The sequence below is a fragment of the Micromonospora sp. NPDC023633 genome, from assembly GCF_040640035.1.
Classification (GTDB): Bacteria; Actinomycetota; Actinomycetes; order Mycobacteriales; family Micromonosporaceae; genus Micromonospora.
Genome location: NZ_JBFABB010000139.1, coordinates 1 through 16,261, shown reverse-complemented (window position 1 = coordinate 16,261; position 16,261 = coordinate 1). Strand labels below are relative to the sequence as shown.

Below are 16,261 nucleotides of genomic sequence, written 5' to 3'. Positions count from 1 at the left end.
GAACCGCAAGGCCCCATCGAAACCGAAGCAGCCCGACGCCTCGACGACGAACTCAACCAGAAGTAGCCCTCCAGTTACCCAACACTCTCTGAGGCCGGTCGCCTCCCGGCCCGGGCTAGACGTCTTCGCGGCCGTCGGCGACGGATCCGGGCCAGGCGTCCCCGTAGCGGTCCGCGACGTCGGCCTCCGGCAGCTCCTCCGGGTCGGCGACCCAGGCGGAGAAGACCGGCATCCCGTGCCACGGACCGGGCTCCGCGCCGCCGGCCCGGTCGTCGGTGGCGACCGCCACCACGGCGTACGGGTGGCCGAAGCGCAGCTCCGCGACCCGGGCCACCCCCTCCGGCGGCAGGCTGAGCGTCGCGGCGAAGCCGGTGACGGCCGCCGCCTCGAAGCCGTACCGACCGTAGCGGGCCATCGCCGCCTGGGCCGCCTCGAACCCCAGCCCCGGCGCGTCCAGCAGCTCCCCGAACGCCCGCGCGACGGCGGGGAAGCCCAGCCCGGGCGCGGTCAGCTCGTGCCGGCTGCGGGCCGACCAGCAGGGCAGCACGGCGGTGGCCCGCTCCTCCCGGCCGTCCGGCGCGTACGTGCGGGTCGGCTCCTCGCGCAGCGTCCACAACGGGCTCTCGCCAAGCGGCACGTCGAAGAGGGAACGCCGCGGTGCCGGCAGGTGGCCCTGCGGCGTGTCCGCCGCGACCGTCGCCAGCTCGTGCGCCGCCGCGAGGACGTCACCGGCCGGCACGTCGGGTGCCGCAGCGACCGAGACCACCAGCAGCCCGGCCGCGCCGTCGGTGGTCCGCGCCGGCTGGGCGGGGGCGGCGTGCACGGCGACGGTGCCGGCCCGCGCGGTGTCGGCGATCCAGCAGAGGTGGCCGTGCGCCGGGCTGCGCAGCGCCCGGCGCAGCCCGCCGGCCCAGGCGCTGTCGGAGCCGAGCGCGTCGGCCGGCGCCACCTCGAACGGGTCCACCCACGAGACCCGGGTGGCCAGGGCGCTGGCCAGGACCAGCAGCACCTGCGGCGTGACCGTCAGCGGGAACGCCCCGATGAGACCGAGCGTGTGCTCGCGGGCCCACGCGTCGAGCCCGGCCTGGTCCGGCAACGGCCCGGTCGCGGTCGACCCGGGCAGGGCGGCCCGCCACCCGTCGAGCCCGGGCGTCTCGACGCCGGGCCGGTGCCAGAACGCGGTCGCCGAGGGCACCAGCGGGTGCGGCGCCGCCAGCAGGCCGTGAGCCGCCTCGGCGGCGGCCTCCACGTCGGTGCCGAGCACCTCCTCCAGCGTCGCGCGGGTCGGGCCGGTGGCGGCCGGCGCGGCGAGCGCCAGCAGCAGCCACGCGCCGAGCGGGGAGGCGACGTGGTGCCCGTCGCCGATCACGGCGTGCAGGCGGTCGGCGTAGCGGGCCAGGGGAGTGCGGATGTCGGTGGTCACCGCTTCACTGTGCCGGCTCGGCGCGCCGCCGTCACCTGCTGGCCGAGCCGGCCGACGATCGATCTCATCGCCGAGCAGGCCCCGTGACCGCCAGCGCGCCACCGGCCGCCACGAAGCCCGAGTCCTCCTGACCCACCACGCGCGGCGCGGGGCGGCCTTCGAAGCCCCGGGCCCCAAGCCCCCCCGTGCCCCCCCCCCCCCCCCGGGGGGGGGGGGCCGTCCCGGCCCCCCCGGGGCCGCCCCGCGCCGCAGGGGCACCCGCGCCCGGCGGGTGGACGTACCATCGTGGGCGGCGGTACGGGCGCCGCCGGGCCGACCGGGGAGGCGTGTCGTGACGGAGGTCCAGCCGGCTGCCGAGCCGGCGCCGCGCCTGATCGTGCTCAACGGGCCGCCCGGCTGCGGCAAGTCGACGCTGGCCCGCAGGTACGTCGAGGACCACCCGCTCGCGCTCGACCTCGACATCGACCGGATCCGTGACCTCGTCGGGCGGTGGCGGGACTACCCCGGTCCCGCCGGGCTGCTCGCCCGCGCGGTCGCCCTGGCGGCGGCCCGGGCGCACCTGGCCGGCCGCCACGACGTGATCGTCCCGCAGTTCCTCGGCCGCCCCGAGTTCATCGGACAGGCCGAGCGCGTGGCGCGCGACACCGGCGCCGAGTTCCACGAGGTCGTCCTGCTGGACGACAAGGAGAACGCGCTGCGGCGGTTCGCCGAACGCAGCCGTACGTCCACGGATCCGGCGCATCTCGACGCCCAGCGCCTGCTCGACCGGCAGGGCGGGGCCACGGAGCTGGCGGCGATGTACGACCGGCTGCTCGCGGTCGTCGCCACCCGGCCCGGGACCAGGGTGGTGCGCACCGCGCACGGCAGGGTGGACGAGGCATACCGGGACCTCCTCGCCTGCCTCACCTAGGGCGCGGATCCGACCGCGCTCCGGCCAGCCGCCCCCGACCGCGGGACGGTCAGGGGTGGACCCGCCCGAGGAAGTCCCGGACGAGCCGCGCCACCTCGTCGAGGTGCGTCTCCAGCAGCCAGTGCCCGCCGTCGAGCAGGTGCAGTTCCGCGTCGGGCAGGTCCCGAAGGTAGGCGCGCGCCGCGCCCTCGGGCATGTAGCCGTCGTGTGGTCCCCAGACGATCAGGGTCGGCGGCCGGTGGTGGCGCAGGTACTCCTGCTGGCGGGGGAACCAGGCGAGGGTGCTGCCCTGGTCGGCGAGGAGACGGACCAGGGCGTCCCGTCGGGGCGGGTCCAGCAGGGCCGCCGAGAGGCGCCACAGGTCCGGGCTCACCCGGTCGACGAGCCGGTCGGGCAGTTCACCGAGGAACTCGCCGCGGAAGCCCTCCTCGCTGACGGCGGCGGCGAGGCGTTCGCGGCCCTCGTCGGTGGGCTCTCGCCAGAACCGTTTGAGCGGCGCGTACCGGGGGCCGTGCTGGTCCTCGTAGATGTCGCCGTTCTGGATGACGAGGCCGGCCACCCGCTGCGGGGCGGCCATCGCCAGGCGCAGCCCGAACTGGCTGCCGTAGTCCTGGAGGTAGATGACGTAGCGGGTCAGGTCCAGCGCCTCGGTGAAGCGCCGGAGCAGGTCGGCGTAGGCGTCGAAGGTGTACGCGAACCGGCGGGGATCGGGCGTGTCGCTGTAGCCGAAGCCGGGGTGGTCGGGCGCGATCGCCCGCCACCTGTCGCCGAGGGCGGGCAGGAGGTTGCGGAACTGGAACGACGACGAGGGGTAGCCGTGCGGCAGCAGCACCACCGGCGCGTCCGGCGGACCCGCCTCGCGGTAGAAGATCGTGATCCCGTCGACCTCGACGGTCCGGTGGTGCACGGCTGCGTCGGCCACCATGTGTCTCCTGACCGGCCACGGTACGGGTGGACCTCCGACGGTGCCAGAAACGCTCCCGCACCGGGCGTTGTTCGACGCCTTCGATCCAGGCGGCCGGACCCGCGAGGGGACGGGCGAGCCGCGTGGGCGGGCGGAACGGGGTTCCGCCGGCACCGCGACGCCCCGCCCGCCCGCTGCGGGCCGCCGAAGCGCTCACGCCACCAGGCGTTGCTCCGCCAGCTCGGTGAGCCGGACGGTGCACAGGCCGTTGCGTTCCGTTCGCACGTCGGTCACCTCAAGCTGCGTGCCGGGGGCGAGGATGACCTCCTCCTCGCCGGTGAACGCGGAGAACCGCCGGATGCCCACGGCCCGCACGGGGAGCACCTCGAAGAGCGTCCGCCTGCCGCGACCGCCGAGGAACGCCTGGGCCACGCTGAGCTTCGACGTGCACGACGACACGCCCCACCACGTCACGGTCTGCCCGAGCGGGTACTGCGCCCGCAGGTCCAGCGACACCCCGCGCCACAGCGGCTCCGTGCGGGCCGGCAGCCGTGACACGGCCGAGAACAGCAGTCGCAGGTACGGCAGGTACGGGATGATCCGGCTGCGGTCCGGGTGGCGCAGGGTGGCGTTGATCTGCCGGTAGAACGCCGACTCGCAGGTGTAGAGGTAGAGGGCCGCGATCTCGTCGGCGCAGAGGCCGTCGGCCGCGTCGTCCGCCTGCTTCTCGCCGAACCGGTGCGACTGTTCGACGTGCCGGTCGAGCCCGGACAGCAGCGCGGCCACCGGGGCGACGGCCGTACGGAAGTCCATGAGCGGGGTGTCGAACACGCCGGTGATCGGGGGAAGGGCCAGCCCTTCGTCCTTGACGCTGGCGAGCCGTTCGAGGTAGAGCTTGTGCAACTCCATCGTGGAGGCGATGAACGCGCCCATGCGGTCGGCCGTGTCCGCGTCCGTGCCGCCGACGTGCGCCGCCGACCGGCTCCACCCCTTGCGGGGCAACCAGTCGATCTCGTCGGCGCCCAGCGTCCTGAGCGCCTCGTTCACGTCCGCGAAGTGGTTCCCGTCGCAGAAGATGTCGCCCTGCGCCGCCGGGTTGGGGTGGTCGATGTGGCGGACCTCCACCTCCGGGTACTTCTTCTCGAGCCGGAGCACCACCCGCTTGAGGTTGCGCGCGTGCGCGCCCCACCATGCGAACACCACGCCCCGGTCGGACTCGTCGGCGTGCTGTTTGGCCTTCAGGATCTCCTCGACCAGGGTCTCGACGACCGGCCGCCAGAACGCGGTGTGTCGGTCGGTGGCCATCGCCCCGTCGCCGCTGGCGGTGAGCGCCGCGTTCAACAGCAGCACGCCCTGGGTGAGCATCGCCTGGAACCACTCCGGCGGCTGCACGGTGTCGTGCTCCCGCAGCAGGGCGCGGATGTCGGCGATCGGCGTCTTCTTGGGGATGCCGTGCTTCCACATCGCCGCCGCCTTGATGATGCAGCGGATGGTGACGACCCGGCCGAACTGGCTGTCGGCCCAGTCGTGGAAGGTGTTGTCGAACATGGCGATGCCCGTGGCGCTCTCGCTGCGCGGGTACGGGTTCTGGCCGAAGACGACGACCTTCCACTTGTGCGGCGGGTTGGGCTTGAGCGCCTGGAAGGTCAGTTCCCGCACCGGTACGACCCGCGGGCTGCGGCCCGGGCCGATGAACGTGGCCGCGTCCGGCTGCGCCTCGATGACCGGCTTCAGCAGCGGCAGCCACGGCTCGCCGCCGCCGGTGAAGAGGTCGGCGAGGGCCAGCGGTTCGTTCGGGTCGGGCGGGGTGGGGGCGGTGGTGTCACTCATCGCGGGCTCCCGGAGGGGCGGGCCGTGCCGGTCCGACGGCACGGGTGATCAAGGTGGGGGCATTCTGCCGCCCGCGGGCGACAAACACGACGCCGCGACCGGCGCGGGCACCGCGACGCGGAAGGTTGTCGGTGGGCCCCGATAGCGTGGTCCACGTCGGAGAGAACCCCTTCCCCACCGGAGTGAGCCATGCCCGTCGACCGTGAGAAGCCGCTGCTCAGGGTGGTGCTGACAGACGTCAACGCGAAGGTGGTGCAGGCGTGGCGGGCGGCCTTCGCCGACACCCCCGAGGTCGAGATCCACCAGGGCTCGATCCTCACCCGGCGCGTCGACGCCTGGGTCAGCCCGACCAACTCCCGGGGGCGGATGGACGGCGGCGTCGACGCGGTCATCAAGCGGCACCTCGGAGCGGGGATCCAGCTGCGCGTCCAGCGGGCGATCCGCGACCAGTTCGGCGGGTCGTTGCCGGTGGGCAGCGCCGTCTGCGTGCCGTCGGGGGCGACCGACCCCAGGTTCCTGATCTCGACCCCGACCATGGAGCAGTCGGCGCAGAACGTGAGCGAGACGCTGAACGTGGCACTGGCGTGCGCCGCCGCGTTCCAGGCCGTCCACGCGCAGAACGAGAGGGAGCCGGGCAGCATCGCCTCGGTGGCGCTGGTCGGCATGGGCGCGGCGACCGGCCGGGTGCCGGCACGGGTCTGCGCCAACCTGATGTGGACCGGCTACACGCTGTTCAACGACCACCACTTCCGCGACTACGACGACCTGCGCAAGACCATCTGCGAGCAGCTCGACGACATCGGCAGCCGCCCGGAGGACGAGCGCGTGCGGGTGACGGTGCCGACGACGCCCGGCTCCCGCCGGTCACGAGGCTGACGCGGCCGAGCCGCGGGCGGGGCGCCGTCGGCGCGTCCGCCGCGTCGGGGCCGCCTCCCGCCCCGACGGTTCCGGGCGTTCGACGCGGGTGGGGTCGCCGCGGACGAGTTCGTCGTGGATCCGCCACCGGGCGGTGACGACGGCGCGCTCCGCGGTCTCGTCGCCGTGCGCGAGGCGCTGCCGCAGCAACTGCAGGGCGAGGCGGCGGTTGAGGCTGAACTGCCGTTCGGTGTCGACCACGACGACGATGCCCGAGGGACGGTGGGTGGCCCGTACCGCCGTGCTGGCCTTGTTCCGGTGCTGGCCGCCGGGGCCGCCGGTGCGGCAGGCCGCGATGTCCACGTCCGCCTCCGCGAACACCGTGGCCGGGCTGTCGAGCTGGCACGGTCGGGCGACGACGTACCAGTTCTTCCGGCCGGTGCTCGCCCGGTAGGGGCTGGGGGCCTGCCAGCACAGGGTGCCGGTCCACGAGGCGGCGAACGCCTCCGCGTCGCCGCCGGAGATCCGGACCAGGACCGATCGGTAGGTGTCGGGCCGGTCACCGGGCACGCTGTGGACCCGGTGGGTGGTCACGCCCAGTCGGGCGGCCTCGGCTTCCAGGCGGCGCAGCAGCCGGGCCAGCGCCCAGGCGCACTCCTGCGGGCCGCGCCCGGCGGACATGAGCAGATGGAGGCTCATGGCTTGCCCCGCCTGCGGCGGTCGTCCCGGCGGTCCGGTCGGGCGGTGGGCCCGCCGTCGGGCGTCTTGTAGGTGACCAGGGGGACCGTGGTGGCCACGGGCGTGGCCAGGTCGTGGTCGACGAGGTCGGCGATCACCCGTTCGATGCGCTTGTAGGCCGTGGGTGCCTCCTCGAAGAGCAGTTGGCGGTCGCCGCACACCACCAGCGACCCCACCGGGGTACGCCGCAGTTCCTCGACGGTGTGCTTGGCCCGGCTCCGACGCAGGGCGTCGGCGCGGGACATCTTGCGGCCCGCGCCGTGCGCCACCGAGTGGTTGGCGTCCGGGCCGGCGTGGGCGGCCACCAGGTAGGAGGGGGTGCCCCGGGTGCCGGCGACGAGCACGTCGCGGCCGTCGCCCGGCGCCGCGCCCTTGCGGTGCAGGTAGACCCCGTCGCGGACCTCCACCAGGTTGTGGCACTGGTCGACGGCGGGCTCGGTGGGCTCGGCCCCCAGGGCGTGGGCGACCCGGGCGGCCAGCAGCCGCCGGTTGAGCGAGCCCCACCGTACGGCGTCGTCGTGCGCCGCCAGGTAGGCCGCCGGATCAGGGGCGGGGCCCGCGCCGTGGGCCTCGGTGTGCGCCCGCAGGATGCGCTCGCCCAGCCCCCGGGAACCGGAGTGGACGACGAGCACGAGGTCGCCGGCGTCGAGCCCGAGCCGGCTCGCGTGACCCGGCTCGAAGACCGTCTCGACGCGCGCCAGCTCGACGAAGTGGTTGCCCCGGCCGACCGTCCCGAGCCCTTCGTCGTGGCCGGCGGGGATGCCGCCCGCCACGACGGCCCAGGCGGGGTCGTCGGCATCCCCCTCCGGGTCGAGCGGGCGGTCGAGGTCGGGGAACCGGGCGGCGAGCCGCTCCGGCACGGCTCGCTTGAGCCGGATGGGAAACACGGCGATGCCGCAGCCGATGTCGGAGCCCACCAGGAACGGGTACAGCACGGTCGACGCCATGGCGGCGCCGATGGGGGCGCCCTTGCCCGGGTGCAGGTCCGGCATGGCGGCGACGTGGATCATGCCGTCGAGGGCGGCCACCTGCTGGCACTGCGCCAGGGCATCGGATTCGATCCAGCTGGTGGGGGAGGCGAACACGGCGACGGTGGCCGGGGCGGACCGACGCGGGGACTGGTGCTGAGACAAGGACGCTCGCTTCTCGCGGAAACGGGAACGGACGGACGGCATCACGACACCGGTCGGTGCCGCGCGCCTCGGTGCTGGGGTGCTGCCCGTCAGAACGTCATGGACGCACGATGGCGGAGTCGCCCGGGGTGCGGCAAGCGATTATCCGCCGCGTCAGGCGGTGGGCAGGGCGCCGAGGCGGTGCAGTAGCTGCCGGCCCAGCGGCAGGCGCTTGTCGGCGTCGCCGTCCGCGCGGATGTCCACGTTGAGCGCGAAGCAGTACAGCCGATCGCCGCGTTCGACCCAGCCGACCCACCATCCGGTGCCCGGGTCGGTGGCGTCCGTCTGGCCGGTCTTGCCGTGGAGGGCGTACTCGGCGGTGCGCTCCAGGCGCAGGATGTCCCGGACGGTGGCCTGGTGCCCCCGGTCGGCCGGCAGCTCGCCCCGGGCCAGCCGGGCCAGCCACCGCGCCTGCTCGTCGGCCGAGATCTCCAGCGGCCCGCGCAACCAGAACTGGTCCACGACCGGCCCGACCTGGCCGTTGCCGTAGCCGAGCCGGCGCAGCCACTCCCGCTCCCGGTCCGGCCCGATGCGGCGGGCCAGCTCCTGGAACACCGGCACGTTGGAGACCCGGACCGCGTCGCGCAGCCCCATGTCCCGCTCCCAGGCGGCGACGCGCTGCGGCCGGCCGCCGTACGGGACCTTCTCCCGCTCGTCGCGCACCACGCCGGTCTCGAGCGCGATCAGACTGTGCGGGATCTTGAACGTCGAGGCGGGGACGAGCCGGCGTTCGGCCCGCTCCCGGTCGACCATGACGACGCGTCCGGCCGTCACGTCGTACAGCACGAAGGTGCCTCGGAGGCCGGCCTGCCGGAACAGGCCCGCCAGGTCGTCGCGGGTCTCGACCGTCGGAGCGCCCGGCGTGGGGGACGGACCCGTGCCGGCGGTGGCGGACGCGGCGTCGGCCCGCGGGGGCTCCGGAGGCCCGCTCCCGGTGCAACCGGTCGCGCCGGCCAGCAGGAGCAGGGCGAGCGTCGCCGCGCCGGCGACCCGCCGCCGGGAGCGGGCGGGCGGCCGGGTCGGGCCGACCGCCGTCGGCCCCGCGGCCAGGCCCCGCGTCCGCATCTCGAAGATCACCTGCCACCACCCCTGCCCGTGCCGGCACCGACGCTTCAGTCAAGCACGTGCCAGGCGGGTACGGCGCCGCCCGGCCAGCCGCACCGCCGGTCGGCTCACGGTCGCGCCCGGGCTGCCGGTCCCGACACCCGCAGGTGCCGGTCCAGGCTCGCGACCAGCGCGTCCGCGCCGGCGGGAACGACGTCCTCGGCCCAGCTCCGCAGCGCCCGCAGGAACCCGGCCAGGTCCACCTGGACGCCGTCGACGAGTCTCGTCAGCTCGTCGACGGGGACGTCCACCCAGGAACCGCCCTGCTCGTCCGCCCAGACCCGGATCGTGCCGCCCGGCCGGTGCTCCACCCAGGGGTCGGGATCGTGGCCCAGGTCCGGCGAGGCGCCCGCCGGAATCCCGTACCACTCGCGCCACTCGTTCAGGTCGCTGCAGCAGCCCGGGTCGACCCGCGCCCCCGTGGCCGGGTCGGCGAGGCGCAGGCCGCCGGGCACCACCAGGGCGCCAGGCTCCGGGCCGGCCGCCGCCACCGGCAGCACGGCGGTCAGCGGATCGTCGCCACCGGGCCACGGGCTGCTGTCGTCGAGGTGGTTGTACGCCGCGATCCGGGCCACGGCGGCGCCCACCTCGGCGGCGGTCAGGGCACCGGAGAGCGCCAGCCACGGCCCGACGTCGGCCACCGGCCAGGGCGGGAGGGGGTCGAGGGGCCCCACCTCGAGGACCGGCTGGAGCAGCGGCAGGTGGCGTGCGGAGGCGGGCCGGAACGGCACGGCGCCAGGCTCCGTCACGGTGCCGTCGCGCCGACCACGGCGGCCACGTCGGCCGGCAGCGGGTACGGGCGCTCCGGGGGCAGCAGCGCCTCGGCGGCGGCGTCGTCGCCGGCGTCGAGCGCCGCGCGTACCGCGTGGGCGGTCGGGGTCACGTCGGTGAGGCCGACCAGCCACTCGTCGACGTAGCGCCGCACCGCCTCGCCGGAGAGCCCGACCTGGAGGGACCGGTGCGGCAGCGGGGCCAGGCGCAGCGACCGCTCCGGGTCCCACTGCACCCGCACCGGGCTGGCCCGCAGCCGCCGCGACCACGCCTCCCGGTCCGGGTGGCGGTCGCGGTCGAAGCTGCTCAGGCACGAGTTGGCCAGTGCCCACTCGAAGCCGGCGCGGGTGATCTCGACGGCCAGCACCCGCTCCTGCCCGGGCTTCGTGGCCCAGCCGCAGCGGTACATCATCCAGCGGAACGACGGCTTGATCCAGGTCATCCGTTCCCGCCTGAACGGCGGCACGAAGCGGCCGGCGGCCAGCGCCGGGCGGGCGATCTCCGGCGGGTACGCCTGGTACACGGTCACGGTGTCGGCGGTGTGACGGGCACGGACCTGGTGGACGGGAACCGGCATGGCGCCGATCCTGACCGATCACCCGGGCCCGGTCCACCGGATTGTCCCGCCCGGGCCGGCGCCGGCAGCGGGGGATAGGCTGCCGGTCGTGGCAGGACTTCTCAGGAGTGTGGCGGCCCGCATCGGCGGCGTCATCCCGTCGCCGCGCCGGCCCCGGCCCGGCCCGGCGCAGGTCGCCCGCCCCCGCCAGGTCGCCGCGTTGCAGCGCCGGCAACTGGCGTACGCCCCGGAGCTCGACGGGCACGCCGACCCGGGGGAGATCGTCTGGACCTGGGTGCCGTACGAGGACGACCCCCGCCAGGGCAAGGACCGCCCGGTGCTGGTGGTGGGCCGGCACAGCCGGACGCTGTTCGGGCTGATGCTGTCCAGTCAGAGCGAGCGCGACGGCCAGCGGCACTGGCTCGCGCTCGGCCCGGGCGAGTGGGACCGGGACAACCGGCCGAGCTGGGTGCGGCTGGACCGCGTGCTGACCATGCGCGAGGACAGCATCCGCCGCGAGGGCGCGGTGTTGGACCGGGCCCGTTTCGACCGGGTCGGGCAGGCCCTGCGCGCCGGCTACGGCTGGCGCTGACCGTCAGGCCGGCTCGCGGCTCGGGCCGACCCCGGCGGCGCGGGCGTCCGGCGGCGGGTACGGCTGCTCGGCCAGGAGCCGGGCCAGGTGCGCGCTGTTGAGCGCCAGCGCCTTCGTGGTGCGGCCCGTGGTGTCGGGCTTGGGCCGGGCGTCGATGTAGTCCACCTTGTGCAGCGCCTCGCCGACCCAGTAGGTGGCGCCCGCCGCGGGGCAGGTGAAACCGACCTCGTTGAGGGCCTGCTGCACCTCGCCGATGGTGTGGTGCGCGCCGTCCTCGTTGCCGACGACCGCGACCCCGGCCACCTTGCCGTAGGTGAGCAGCCGGCCCGCGGCGTCGGTCTCGGAGAGCTCGGCGTCGAGCCGTTCGAGGACCATCTTGCACACGGCGGAGGGCTGGCCGAGCCAGATCGGCGTGGCGAGGACGAGGATCTGCGCGGCCATCAGCCTGGACCGGATGGCGGGCCAGCCGTCGCCGTCGCCCTCGTCGGTGGAGACGCCGAACCGCACGTCGTGGTCGACGACGCGGACCAGGTCGCCGGCCACGCCCTGTGCGGCGAGGGCGTCGAGCACCTCGCGCCCGAGCACCTCGGCGCTCGACGGGGCGGGGGACCGCTTGAGGGTGCAGTTCAGGACCAGGGCCCGGATGCTCGCCACGGTGTTTCCCCTCTCGGCCGGCGCGGCGCTGACGAGGCCGGCATACCCGGCAACCGGCGCGAGACACGTCCAGACGCGTCGTGGCGGGGCCGGTGGTGGACGGGCCGGGCGGCGCCGCCGGTGGCGGATGTCGGGAGGACCGGACGCGCCCGGCCCGACGCTCTAGGCCCGCGAGGAGGACGGGCTCTGCCGCTCAGCACTCCGCCAGGTGGGCGGTGTCGACGAGCTGCCGGGGCGGGCGGGCCACCCCGAGGCTCTTGGCCCGGTACATGGCGGCGTCGGCCCGGTCCAGGGCCTCGGTGAGCTGAGCCGGCCCGGTGACGGGAGCGAGCCCGACGGAGGCGGTCACCCGGACGCTGAGCCCGCCCAGCGGGATCGGCGCGGCGAGGCTGTCGCAGAGCCGCCGGGTGGCGTGCTCAATCCACCGCCGGTCGATCGTCGGGCTGGCCAGCAGCCCGGCGAACTCGTCGCCGCCGAGCCGGGCGACCAGGTTGTCCCCGGCGAAGGCGGCGAGCCGTTGGCCGACGCTGACCAGCACCTGGTCGCCGGCGGCGTGCCCGTAACGGTCGTTGATCTGCTTGAAGTCGTCGAGGTCGAGCACCACGGCGATCAGCGGCTGCCCGGCCGCGTCGGTGAGCAGCGTGGCGGCCAGGCGGTAGAACGCGCGGCGGTTGGGCAGGCCGGTGAGGGGGTCGTGGCTGGCGGCGTGCCGCTCGGCGGCGAGCTCGGCCTGGAGGTGCCCGATCTCGGCCTCGGCCTGGATGGCGCGTCGCCGCAGCTGCCAGGAGGTGACGAGCGCCCCGGCCGCACAGATGCCGGACGCGATGGTCATCGGATCCGGCACGAGACCTCCCATCACCACGATGTCTGCGCCCGGCGCGCGGCGGTCCGCACCCGCGCCCGGGTCCCGTCCTTCCTGGTGGCAGCCCAGGTGGGGTAACTCTAAGTGAACGGATGGGCACCGTTCACGTGCGTTATCATGCTCGCTGTCCGATGCAGATGCAATAGCAGATGCACGTGCAGGAAGCCCCTCGTCGATGCCGGGCGCCCCTGACCAGGCACCACTGCCCGGCGTCGCCGGGGGCTCGCGAGAGAAAGACGTCCATGCAGCAGCCTCCGAACGGCGTTCCCACCACCCAGCTGCCCCCGCTCGACTGGCAGAAGAGTCGCCGGAGCAACCCCAGCGGCAACTGCGTCGAGCTGGCCGAGCTGCCCGGCGGCGCCGGCATCGCCCTGCGCAACTCCCGGCACCCCGAGGGGCCGGCGTTGATCTACACGGTGGACGAGATCACCGCCTTCGTGCTCGGCGCCCGCGACGGCGACTTCGACAATCTGATCGCCTGACCGCGTCCGGCCGACGGACGAACTGTCCGCACCGAGGAAGTTCACCTCACCCACGGTTCATGGCATGCTTACACGTCGGCCGCGCGGGGGCACCTGGCCGGCAGGAACCGCATGTGGAGGTCGGCTGTGACGGTGGGTCCCGCCGAGGACGGTCCGGGGGCCGGCCCGACCGTGCTGCGCATGTTGCTCGGCGCCCAATTGCGCCGGCTGCGCGAGTCCAGCGGGGTGACCCGGGAGGGCGCCGGCTGGGAGATCCGCGCCTCGGAGTCGAAGATCAGCCGCATGGAGCTGGGCCGGGTCGGCTTCAAGGAGCGCGACGTCGCGGACCTGCTCACCCTCTACGGCGTCACCGCGCCTGCGGAGCGGGAGGCACTGCTCAAGCTCGCCCGCGACGCCAACAGCCCGGGCTGGTGGCACCGCTACGGTGACGTGCTGCCGAACTGGTTCCAGTCGTACCTGGGCCTGGAGGCGGCCGCCGCGCTCATCCGCAGCTACGAGGTCCAGTTCGTCCCCGGCCTGCTGCAGACCCGGGAGTACGCCCGGGCGGTGGTGCTGCTCGGGCACGGGCGCGCCGCGCCGGCGGAGATCGAGCGCCGGGTCGCGCTGCGCATGCAGCGGCAGCGGTTGCTGCACCGCGAGAACCCGCCGCAGCTCTGGGCGGTGGTCGACGAGGCCGCGCTGCGCCGGCCGATCGGCGGCCCGCGGGTGATGCGCGAGCAGGTGGCGGCGTTGATCGAGGCGACCAAGTCGCCGAACATCCGGCTCCAGGTCATCCCGTTCGCCGCCGGTGGGCACGCCGCCGCGGGCGGGGCCTTCACCATCCTGCGCTTCGGCGACCGGGAGCTGCCCGACATCGTCTACATCGAACAGCTCACCAGCGCGCTCTACCTCGACAAGCGCGACGACCTCGACTACTACGCGGTGGCGATGGAGCGGCTCTGCGTGGAGGCCGAGCCGCCGGAGCGTACGCCGGAGATCCTCGGCGGGATCCTGGACGACCTCTACCCGGGGTGACCGCGGCGGGGCCTCGCCCGGGGCGGCGGTGCGGCTACCATGGTCGCCGACCGGCGACAGTGGACGGACGCCCCCGGTCGCGGGCGGCGCAGAGTCGTGGAGGCTGCCTTGACCACCGATGCCCCGGGTGCGACGACCGGCCCCGCCTACCCGAGCGGCCGCATCGACACCTCGGTGGCCCACCCCGCCCGCCGGTACAACTACTGGCTCGGCGGCAAGGACAACTTCCAGGCCGACCGGGACTCCGGCGACACGGTGGCGGCGTCCTTCCCGACCATCCGCACCGCCGCCCTGGAGAACCGCCGTTTCCTCCAGCGGGCGGTGCGTCATCTCGCCCGGGAGGCGGGCATCCGCCAGTTCCTCGACATCGGCACCGGCATCCCGACCGCCGACAACACCCACGAGGTCGCCCAGGCGGTCGCCCCCGAGTCCCGGGTGGTCTACGTCGACAACGACCCGATCGTGCTCGCGCACGCCCGGGCGCTGCTGACCAGCTCGCCCGAGGGCGCCACCGCCTACATCGACGCCGACCTGCGGGACCCGGAGCGGATCCTGCACCACCCCGACCTGCTGCGCACCATCGACCTGTCCCGGCCGGTCGCGCTGATGCTGGTCGCGATCCTGCACTTCGTCGGCGACGACGACGACCCGTACGCCGTGGTCGGCCGGCTGCTCGACGCGCTGCCACCCGGCAGCTACCTGGCGGCCTCGCACGCCACCCACGACTACCTCCCCCCGCAGGTGGCGCAGGAGGCGAAGGCGGCGGCCCGGGGCGGCAGCCCGCACGGCCTGATCAACCTGCGCACCCGGGCCGAGTTCGCCCGGTTCTTCGACGGGCTGGAGCTGGTGGAGCCGGGCCTCACCTCGGTCGCCGAGTGGCGGGCCGAGGACGCCCCGCAGCCGCGCCCGTCGGCGGCCGAGATCAGCATGTACGGGGCGGTGGCCCGCAAGCCCTGACCGCCCGCCTCCGACCACCCCGTCCGGCCTGACCGGGCGGGGTGGTTTCGTTGCGCCCGCCATGCGGCGTTGACGAGGGCGGCCAGCGCCGCCTAGTCTCTGTATCGATCCAGTCTGAATCGATACAGAGGAGGCGCGGTGAAGCCGACCCTGCAGGCCGTCGCGGACGCCGTGGGCGTGTCCCGCAGCACCGTCTCCAACGCCTACAGCCGGCCCGACCAGCTCTCCGCCGCGCTGCGCCAGCGGATCCTCGACGCCGCGCGGCAGCTCGGCTACCCCGGCCCCAACCCCACCGCCCGGTCGCTGCGGCGCGGCTACGTCGGCGCCATCGGGGTGCTCTTCGAGTCGCGGCTGTCGTACGCCTTCACCGACCCCTTCGCGGTCCGCTTCCTGGCCGGCGTCGCCGAGGCGGCCGAGCGACACGGCACCAGCCTGCTGCTCGTGCCGCTGCCGGCCGACGAGGCCGCCGCGCGGCGGGCGGTGGAGAACGCCGCCGTCGACGGCTTCTGCGTCTACTGCGTCGGCGACGAGGGCTGGGTCGTCGACGTGCTCCGCGAGCGCGGCCTGCCCGTCGTCACCACCGCTCCCCGCGACGACGCCGGCCCCGACGACCGTTACGTCGGCATCGACGAGCGGGCCGCCGCCCGGGCCGTCGCCACGCACGTGGCGCAACTCGGGCACCGGCGGGTCGCCCTGCTCGGCGAGGCCGTCCGGCCCGGCGCGGCCCCGGGCGAACTGCGCCTCGCCGGCGTGACCGACGTCGCCCACCCGACGACCCGGGCGCGGCTCGGCGGGTTCGCCGACGCCTTCGCCGAGGTCGGCGTCGCCTGGTCCGAGCTGACCGTGCTCGCCGCCACCGACAACAGCCGGTCGGCCGGGGCCACGGCCGTCGCCGCCGCCCTCGCCGCTCCCGAACCGCCCACGGCGGTGCTGGCCTGCGCGGACGTGCTCGCCCTCGGCGTCCTCGACGCCCTCGCCGAGGCCGGCCGGCCGCCCGTCTCGGTCACCGGCTTCGACGACATCGCCGAGGCCGCCACCGCCGGCCTCACCACCGTGCGGCAACCCGCCGAGGAGAAGGGGCGCATCGCCGCCCGACTCCTGCTCGACCCGCCCGCCGATCCGGCGGCCGGCCACGTCCTGCTGCCCACCGCACTCGTCGTCCGGTCCACCACCGGACCCGTCCCAAGGAGCTGACCATGGAACAGCCCACCGGCTTCGTCCTCGCCATCGACGCGGTGACCCGGCACGTCAACTCCGCCCGGCCGGACGCCCCCGTCCGCCCGGAGCGGCCCCGCGTCGCGCGACTCGCCCCCGCCCGGCTGGTCGCCGCCGACGTCCTGCGCCGGCTTGCCGACCGGATCCAGCCGGCGCCGGTATGGCGGCGGCGCAGCGCTTCTTCGAGCGGCACGAGGGCGCCCGCCTGCGGGTGCGTGCCGG

The 16,261-nt window shown here is 75.1% G+C and carries 18 protein-coding genes; 8 read left to right on the top strand and 10 right to left on the bottom strand.

Annotated features, from left to right (window positions below):
- Positions 1–115: 115 nt before the first annotated feature.
- Positions 116–1,423 (bottom strand): hypothetical protein, encoded by a 1,308-nt coding sequence (locus tag AB0G13_RS29570; protein WP_357881246.1) that lies wholly within the window; start codon positions 1,421–1,423, stop codon positions 116–118.
- A 331-nt stretch (positions 1,424–1,754) separates the two neighbouring features.
- On the opposite strand from AB0G13_RS29570, the gene AB0G13_RS29565 reads away from it, so the two are divergent.
- Positions 1,755–2,333, top strand: a complete 579-nt coding sequence (locus AB0G13_RS29565; RefSeq protein WP_357881243.1) for an AAA family ATPase — start codon at positions 1,755–1,757, stop codon at positions 2,331–2,333.
- Positions 2,334–2,382: 49 nt separating this feature from the next.
- Here AB0G13_RS29565 and AB0G13_RS29560 read toward each other — a convergent pair whose 3' ends face one another.
- Complete coding sequence (locus AB0G13_RS29560; RefSeq protein WP_357881240.1) at positions 2,383–3,258, bottom strand: alpha/beta hydrolase; 876 nt, start codon at positions 3,256–3,258, stop codon at positions 2,383–2,385.
- A 192-nt stretch (positions 3,259–3,450) separates the two neighbouring features.
- Positions 3,451–5,067 (bottom strand): ADP-ribosyltransferase domain-containing protein, encoded by a 1,617-nt coding sequence (locus AB0G13_RS29555; RefSeq protein ID WP_357881237.1) that lies wholly within the window; start codon positions 5,065–5,067, stop codon positions 3,451–3,453.
- 189 nt (positions 5,068–5,256) lie between these two features.
- Here AB0G13_RS29555 and AB0G13_RS29550 point away from each other — a divergent pair, with 189 nt between their 5' ends.
- Entirely contained in the window at positions 5,257–5,943 is a 687-nt protein-coding gene (locus tag AB0G13_RS29550; protein ID WP_357881234.1) for a macro domain-containing protein, read from the top strand.
- Here the strand turns inward: AB0G13_RS29550 and prfH are convergent.
- The 5 genes from prfH to AB0G13_RS29525 all read right to left on the bottom strand — a co-directional run bounded on the left by prfH (position 5,932) and on the right by AB0G13_RS29525 (position 10,284).
- Positions 5,932–6,621: a peptide chain release factor H gene (gene prfH / locus AB0G13_RS29545; RefSeq protein WP_357881232.1), complete on the bottom strand. Its 690-nt coding sequence runs from the start codon at positions 6,619–6,621 to the stop codon at positions 5,932–5,934. The two genes, AB0G13_RS29550 and prfH, sit on opposite strands and share 12 nt — an antisense overlap.
- Positions 6,618–7,793, bottom strand: coding sequence for an RNA ligase RtcB family protein (locus AB0G13_RS29540; RefSeq protein ID WP_357881229.1), 1,176 nt, complete (start codon positions 7,791–7,793; stop codon positions 6,618–6,620). Before AB0G13_RS29540 ends, prfH begins: the two co-directional genes overlap by 4 nt.
- A gap of 153 nt (positions 7,794–7,946) precedes the next feature.
- A complete protein-coding gene (blaOXA, locus tag AB0G13_RS29535) occupies positions 7,947–8,909 on the bottom strand; it encodes a class D beta-lactamase (protein WP_357881226.1) in 963 nt (320 codons plus the stop codon).
- Between the two features lie 95 nt (positions 8,910–9,004).
- Positions 9,005–9,667 carry a hypothetical protein gene (locus AB0G13_RS29530; RefSeq protein WP_357881223.1) on the bottom strand — a complete coding sequence of 221 codons (663 nt, stop codon included), beginning with the start codon at positions 9,665–9,667 and terminating at the stop codon, positions 9,005–9,007.
- Between the two features lie 14 nt (positions 9,668–9,681).
- Positions 9,682–10,284, bottom strand: a complete 603-nt coding sequence (locus AB0G13_RS29525; protein WP_357881220.1) for a DUF4291 domain-containing protein — start codon at positions 10,282–10,284, stop codon at positions 9,682–9,684.
- 88 nt (positions 10,285–10,372) lie between these two features.
- Between AB0G13_RS29525 and AB0G13_RS29520 the strand changes: the two genes are divergently transcribed.
- On the top strand, positions 10,373–10,855 hold the full coding sequence (locus AB0G13_RS29520; RefSeq protein ID WP_357881217.1) for a type II toxin-antitoxin system PemK/MazF family toxin: 483 nt from the start codon (positions 10,373–10,375) through the stop codon (positions 10,853–10,855).
- Positions 10,856–10,858: 3 nt separating this feature from the next.
- Here the strand turns inward: AB0G13_RS29520 and AB0G13_RS29515 are convergent, their stop codons facing one another.
- Positions 10,859–11,509: an NAD(P)H-dependent oxidoreductase gene (locus tag AB0G13_RS29515; RefSeq protein WP_357881213.1), complete on the bottom strand. Its 651-nt coding sequence runs from the start codon at positions 11,507–11,509 to the stop codon at positions 10,859–10,861.
- Between the two features lie 193 nt (positions 11,510–11,702).
- Positions 11,703–12,353, bottom strand: a complete 651-nt coding sequence (locus AB0G13_RS29510) for a GGDEF domain-containing protein (protein ID WP_357881210.1) — start codon at positions 12,351–12,353, stop codon at positions 11,703–11,705.
- 260 nt (positions 12,354–12,613) lie between these two features.
- Here AB0G13_RS29510 and AB0G13_RS29505 point away from each other — a divergent pair, with 260 nt between their 5' ends.
- From AB0G13_RS29505 to AB0G13_RS29485, 5 genes are all read left to right on the top strand, one after another.
- Entirely contained in the window at positions 12,614–12,853 is a 240-nt protein-coding gene (locus AB0G13_RS29505) for a DUF397 domain-containing protein (protein ID WP_357881207.1), read from the top strand.
- A 180-nt stretch (positions 12,854–13,033) separates the two neighbouring features.
- Positions 13,034–13,867, top strand: a complete 834-nt coding sequence (locus tag AB0G13_RS29500) for a helix-turn-helix transcriptional regulator (RefSeq protein WP_357881250.1) — start codon at positions 13,034–13,036, stop codon at positions 13,865–13,867.
- Between the two features lie 108 nt (positions 13,868–13,975).
- Positions 13,976–14,824, top strand: coding sequence for an SAM-dependent methyltransferase (locus AB0G13_RS29495; protein ID WP_357881204.1), 849 nt, complete (start codon positions 13,976–13,978; stop codon positions 14,822–14,824).
- 138 nt (positions 14,825–14,962) lie between these two features.
- A complete protein-coding gene (locus tag AB0G13_RS29490) occupies positions 14,963–16,018 on the top strand; it encodes a LacI family DNA-binding transcriptional regulator (protein WP_357881201.1) in 1,056 nt (351 codons plus the stop codon).
- 2 nt (positions 16,019–16,020) lie between these two features.
- Positions 16,021–16,261: hypothetical protein (locus AB0G13_RS29485; protein ID WP_357881198.1), on the top strand; the 241-nt coding region annotated here is incomplete at its 3' end.

What these genes read in the sequence shown, in the direction of transcription:
- AB0G13_RS29560 (WP_357881240.1), bottom strand. Translation starts at nt 3,258, where the DNA reads ATGGTGGCCGACGCAGCCGTGCACCACCGGACCGTCGAGGTCGACGGG.
- AB0G13_RS29555 (WP_357881237.1), bottom strand. Translation starts at nt 5,067, where the DNA reads ATGAGTGACACCACCGCCCCCACCCCGCCCGACCCGAACGAACCGCTG.
- AB0G13_RS29550 (WP_357881234.1), top strand. Translation starts at nt 5,257, where the DNA reads ATGCCCGTCGACCGTGAGAAGCCGCTGCTCAGGGTGGTGCTGACAGAC.
- prfH (WP_357881232.1), bottom strand. Translation starts at nt 6,621, where the DNA reads ATGAGCCTCCATCTGCTCATGTCCGCCGGGCGCGGCCCGCAGGAGTGC.
- AB0G13_RS29525 (WP_357881220.1), bottom strand. Translation starts at nt 10,284, where the DNA reads ATGCCGGTTCCCGTCCACCAGGTCCGTGCCCGTCACACCGCCGACACC.
- AB0G13_RS29505 (WP_357881207.1), top strand. Translation starts at nt 12,614, where the DNA reads ATGCAGCAGCCTCCGAACGGCGTTCCCACCACCCAGCTGCCCCCGCTC.
- AB0G13_RS29500 (WP_357881250.1), top strand. Translation starts at nt 13,034, where the DNA reads ATGTTGCTCGGCGCCCAATTGCGCCGGCTGCGCGAGTCCAGCGGGGTG.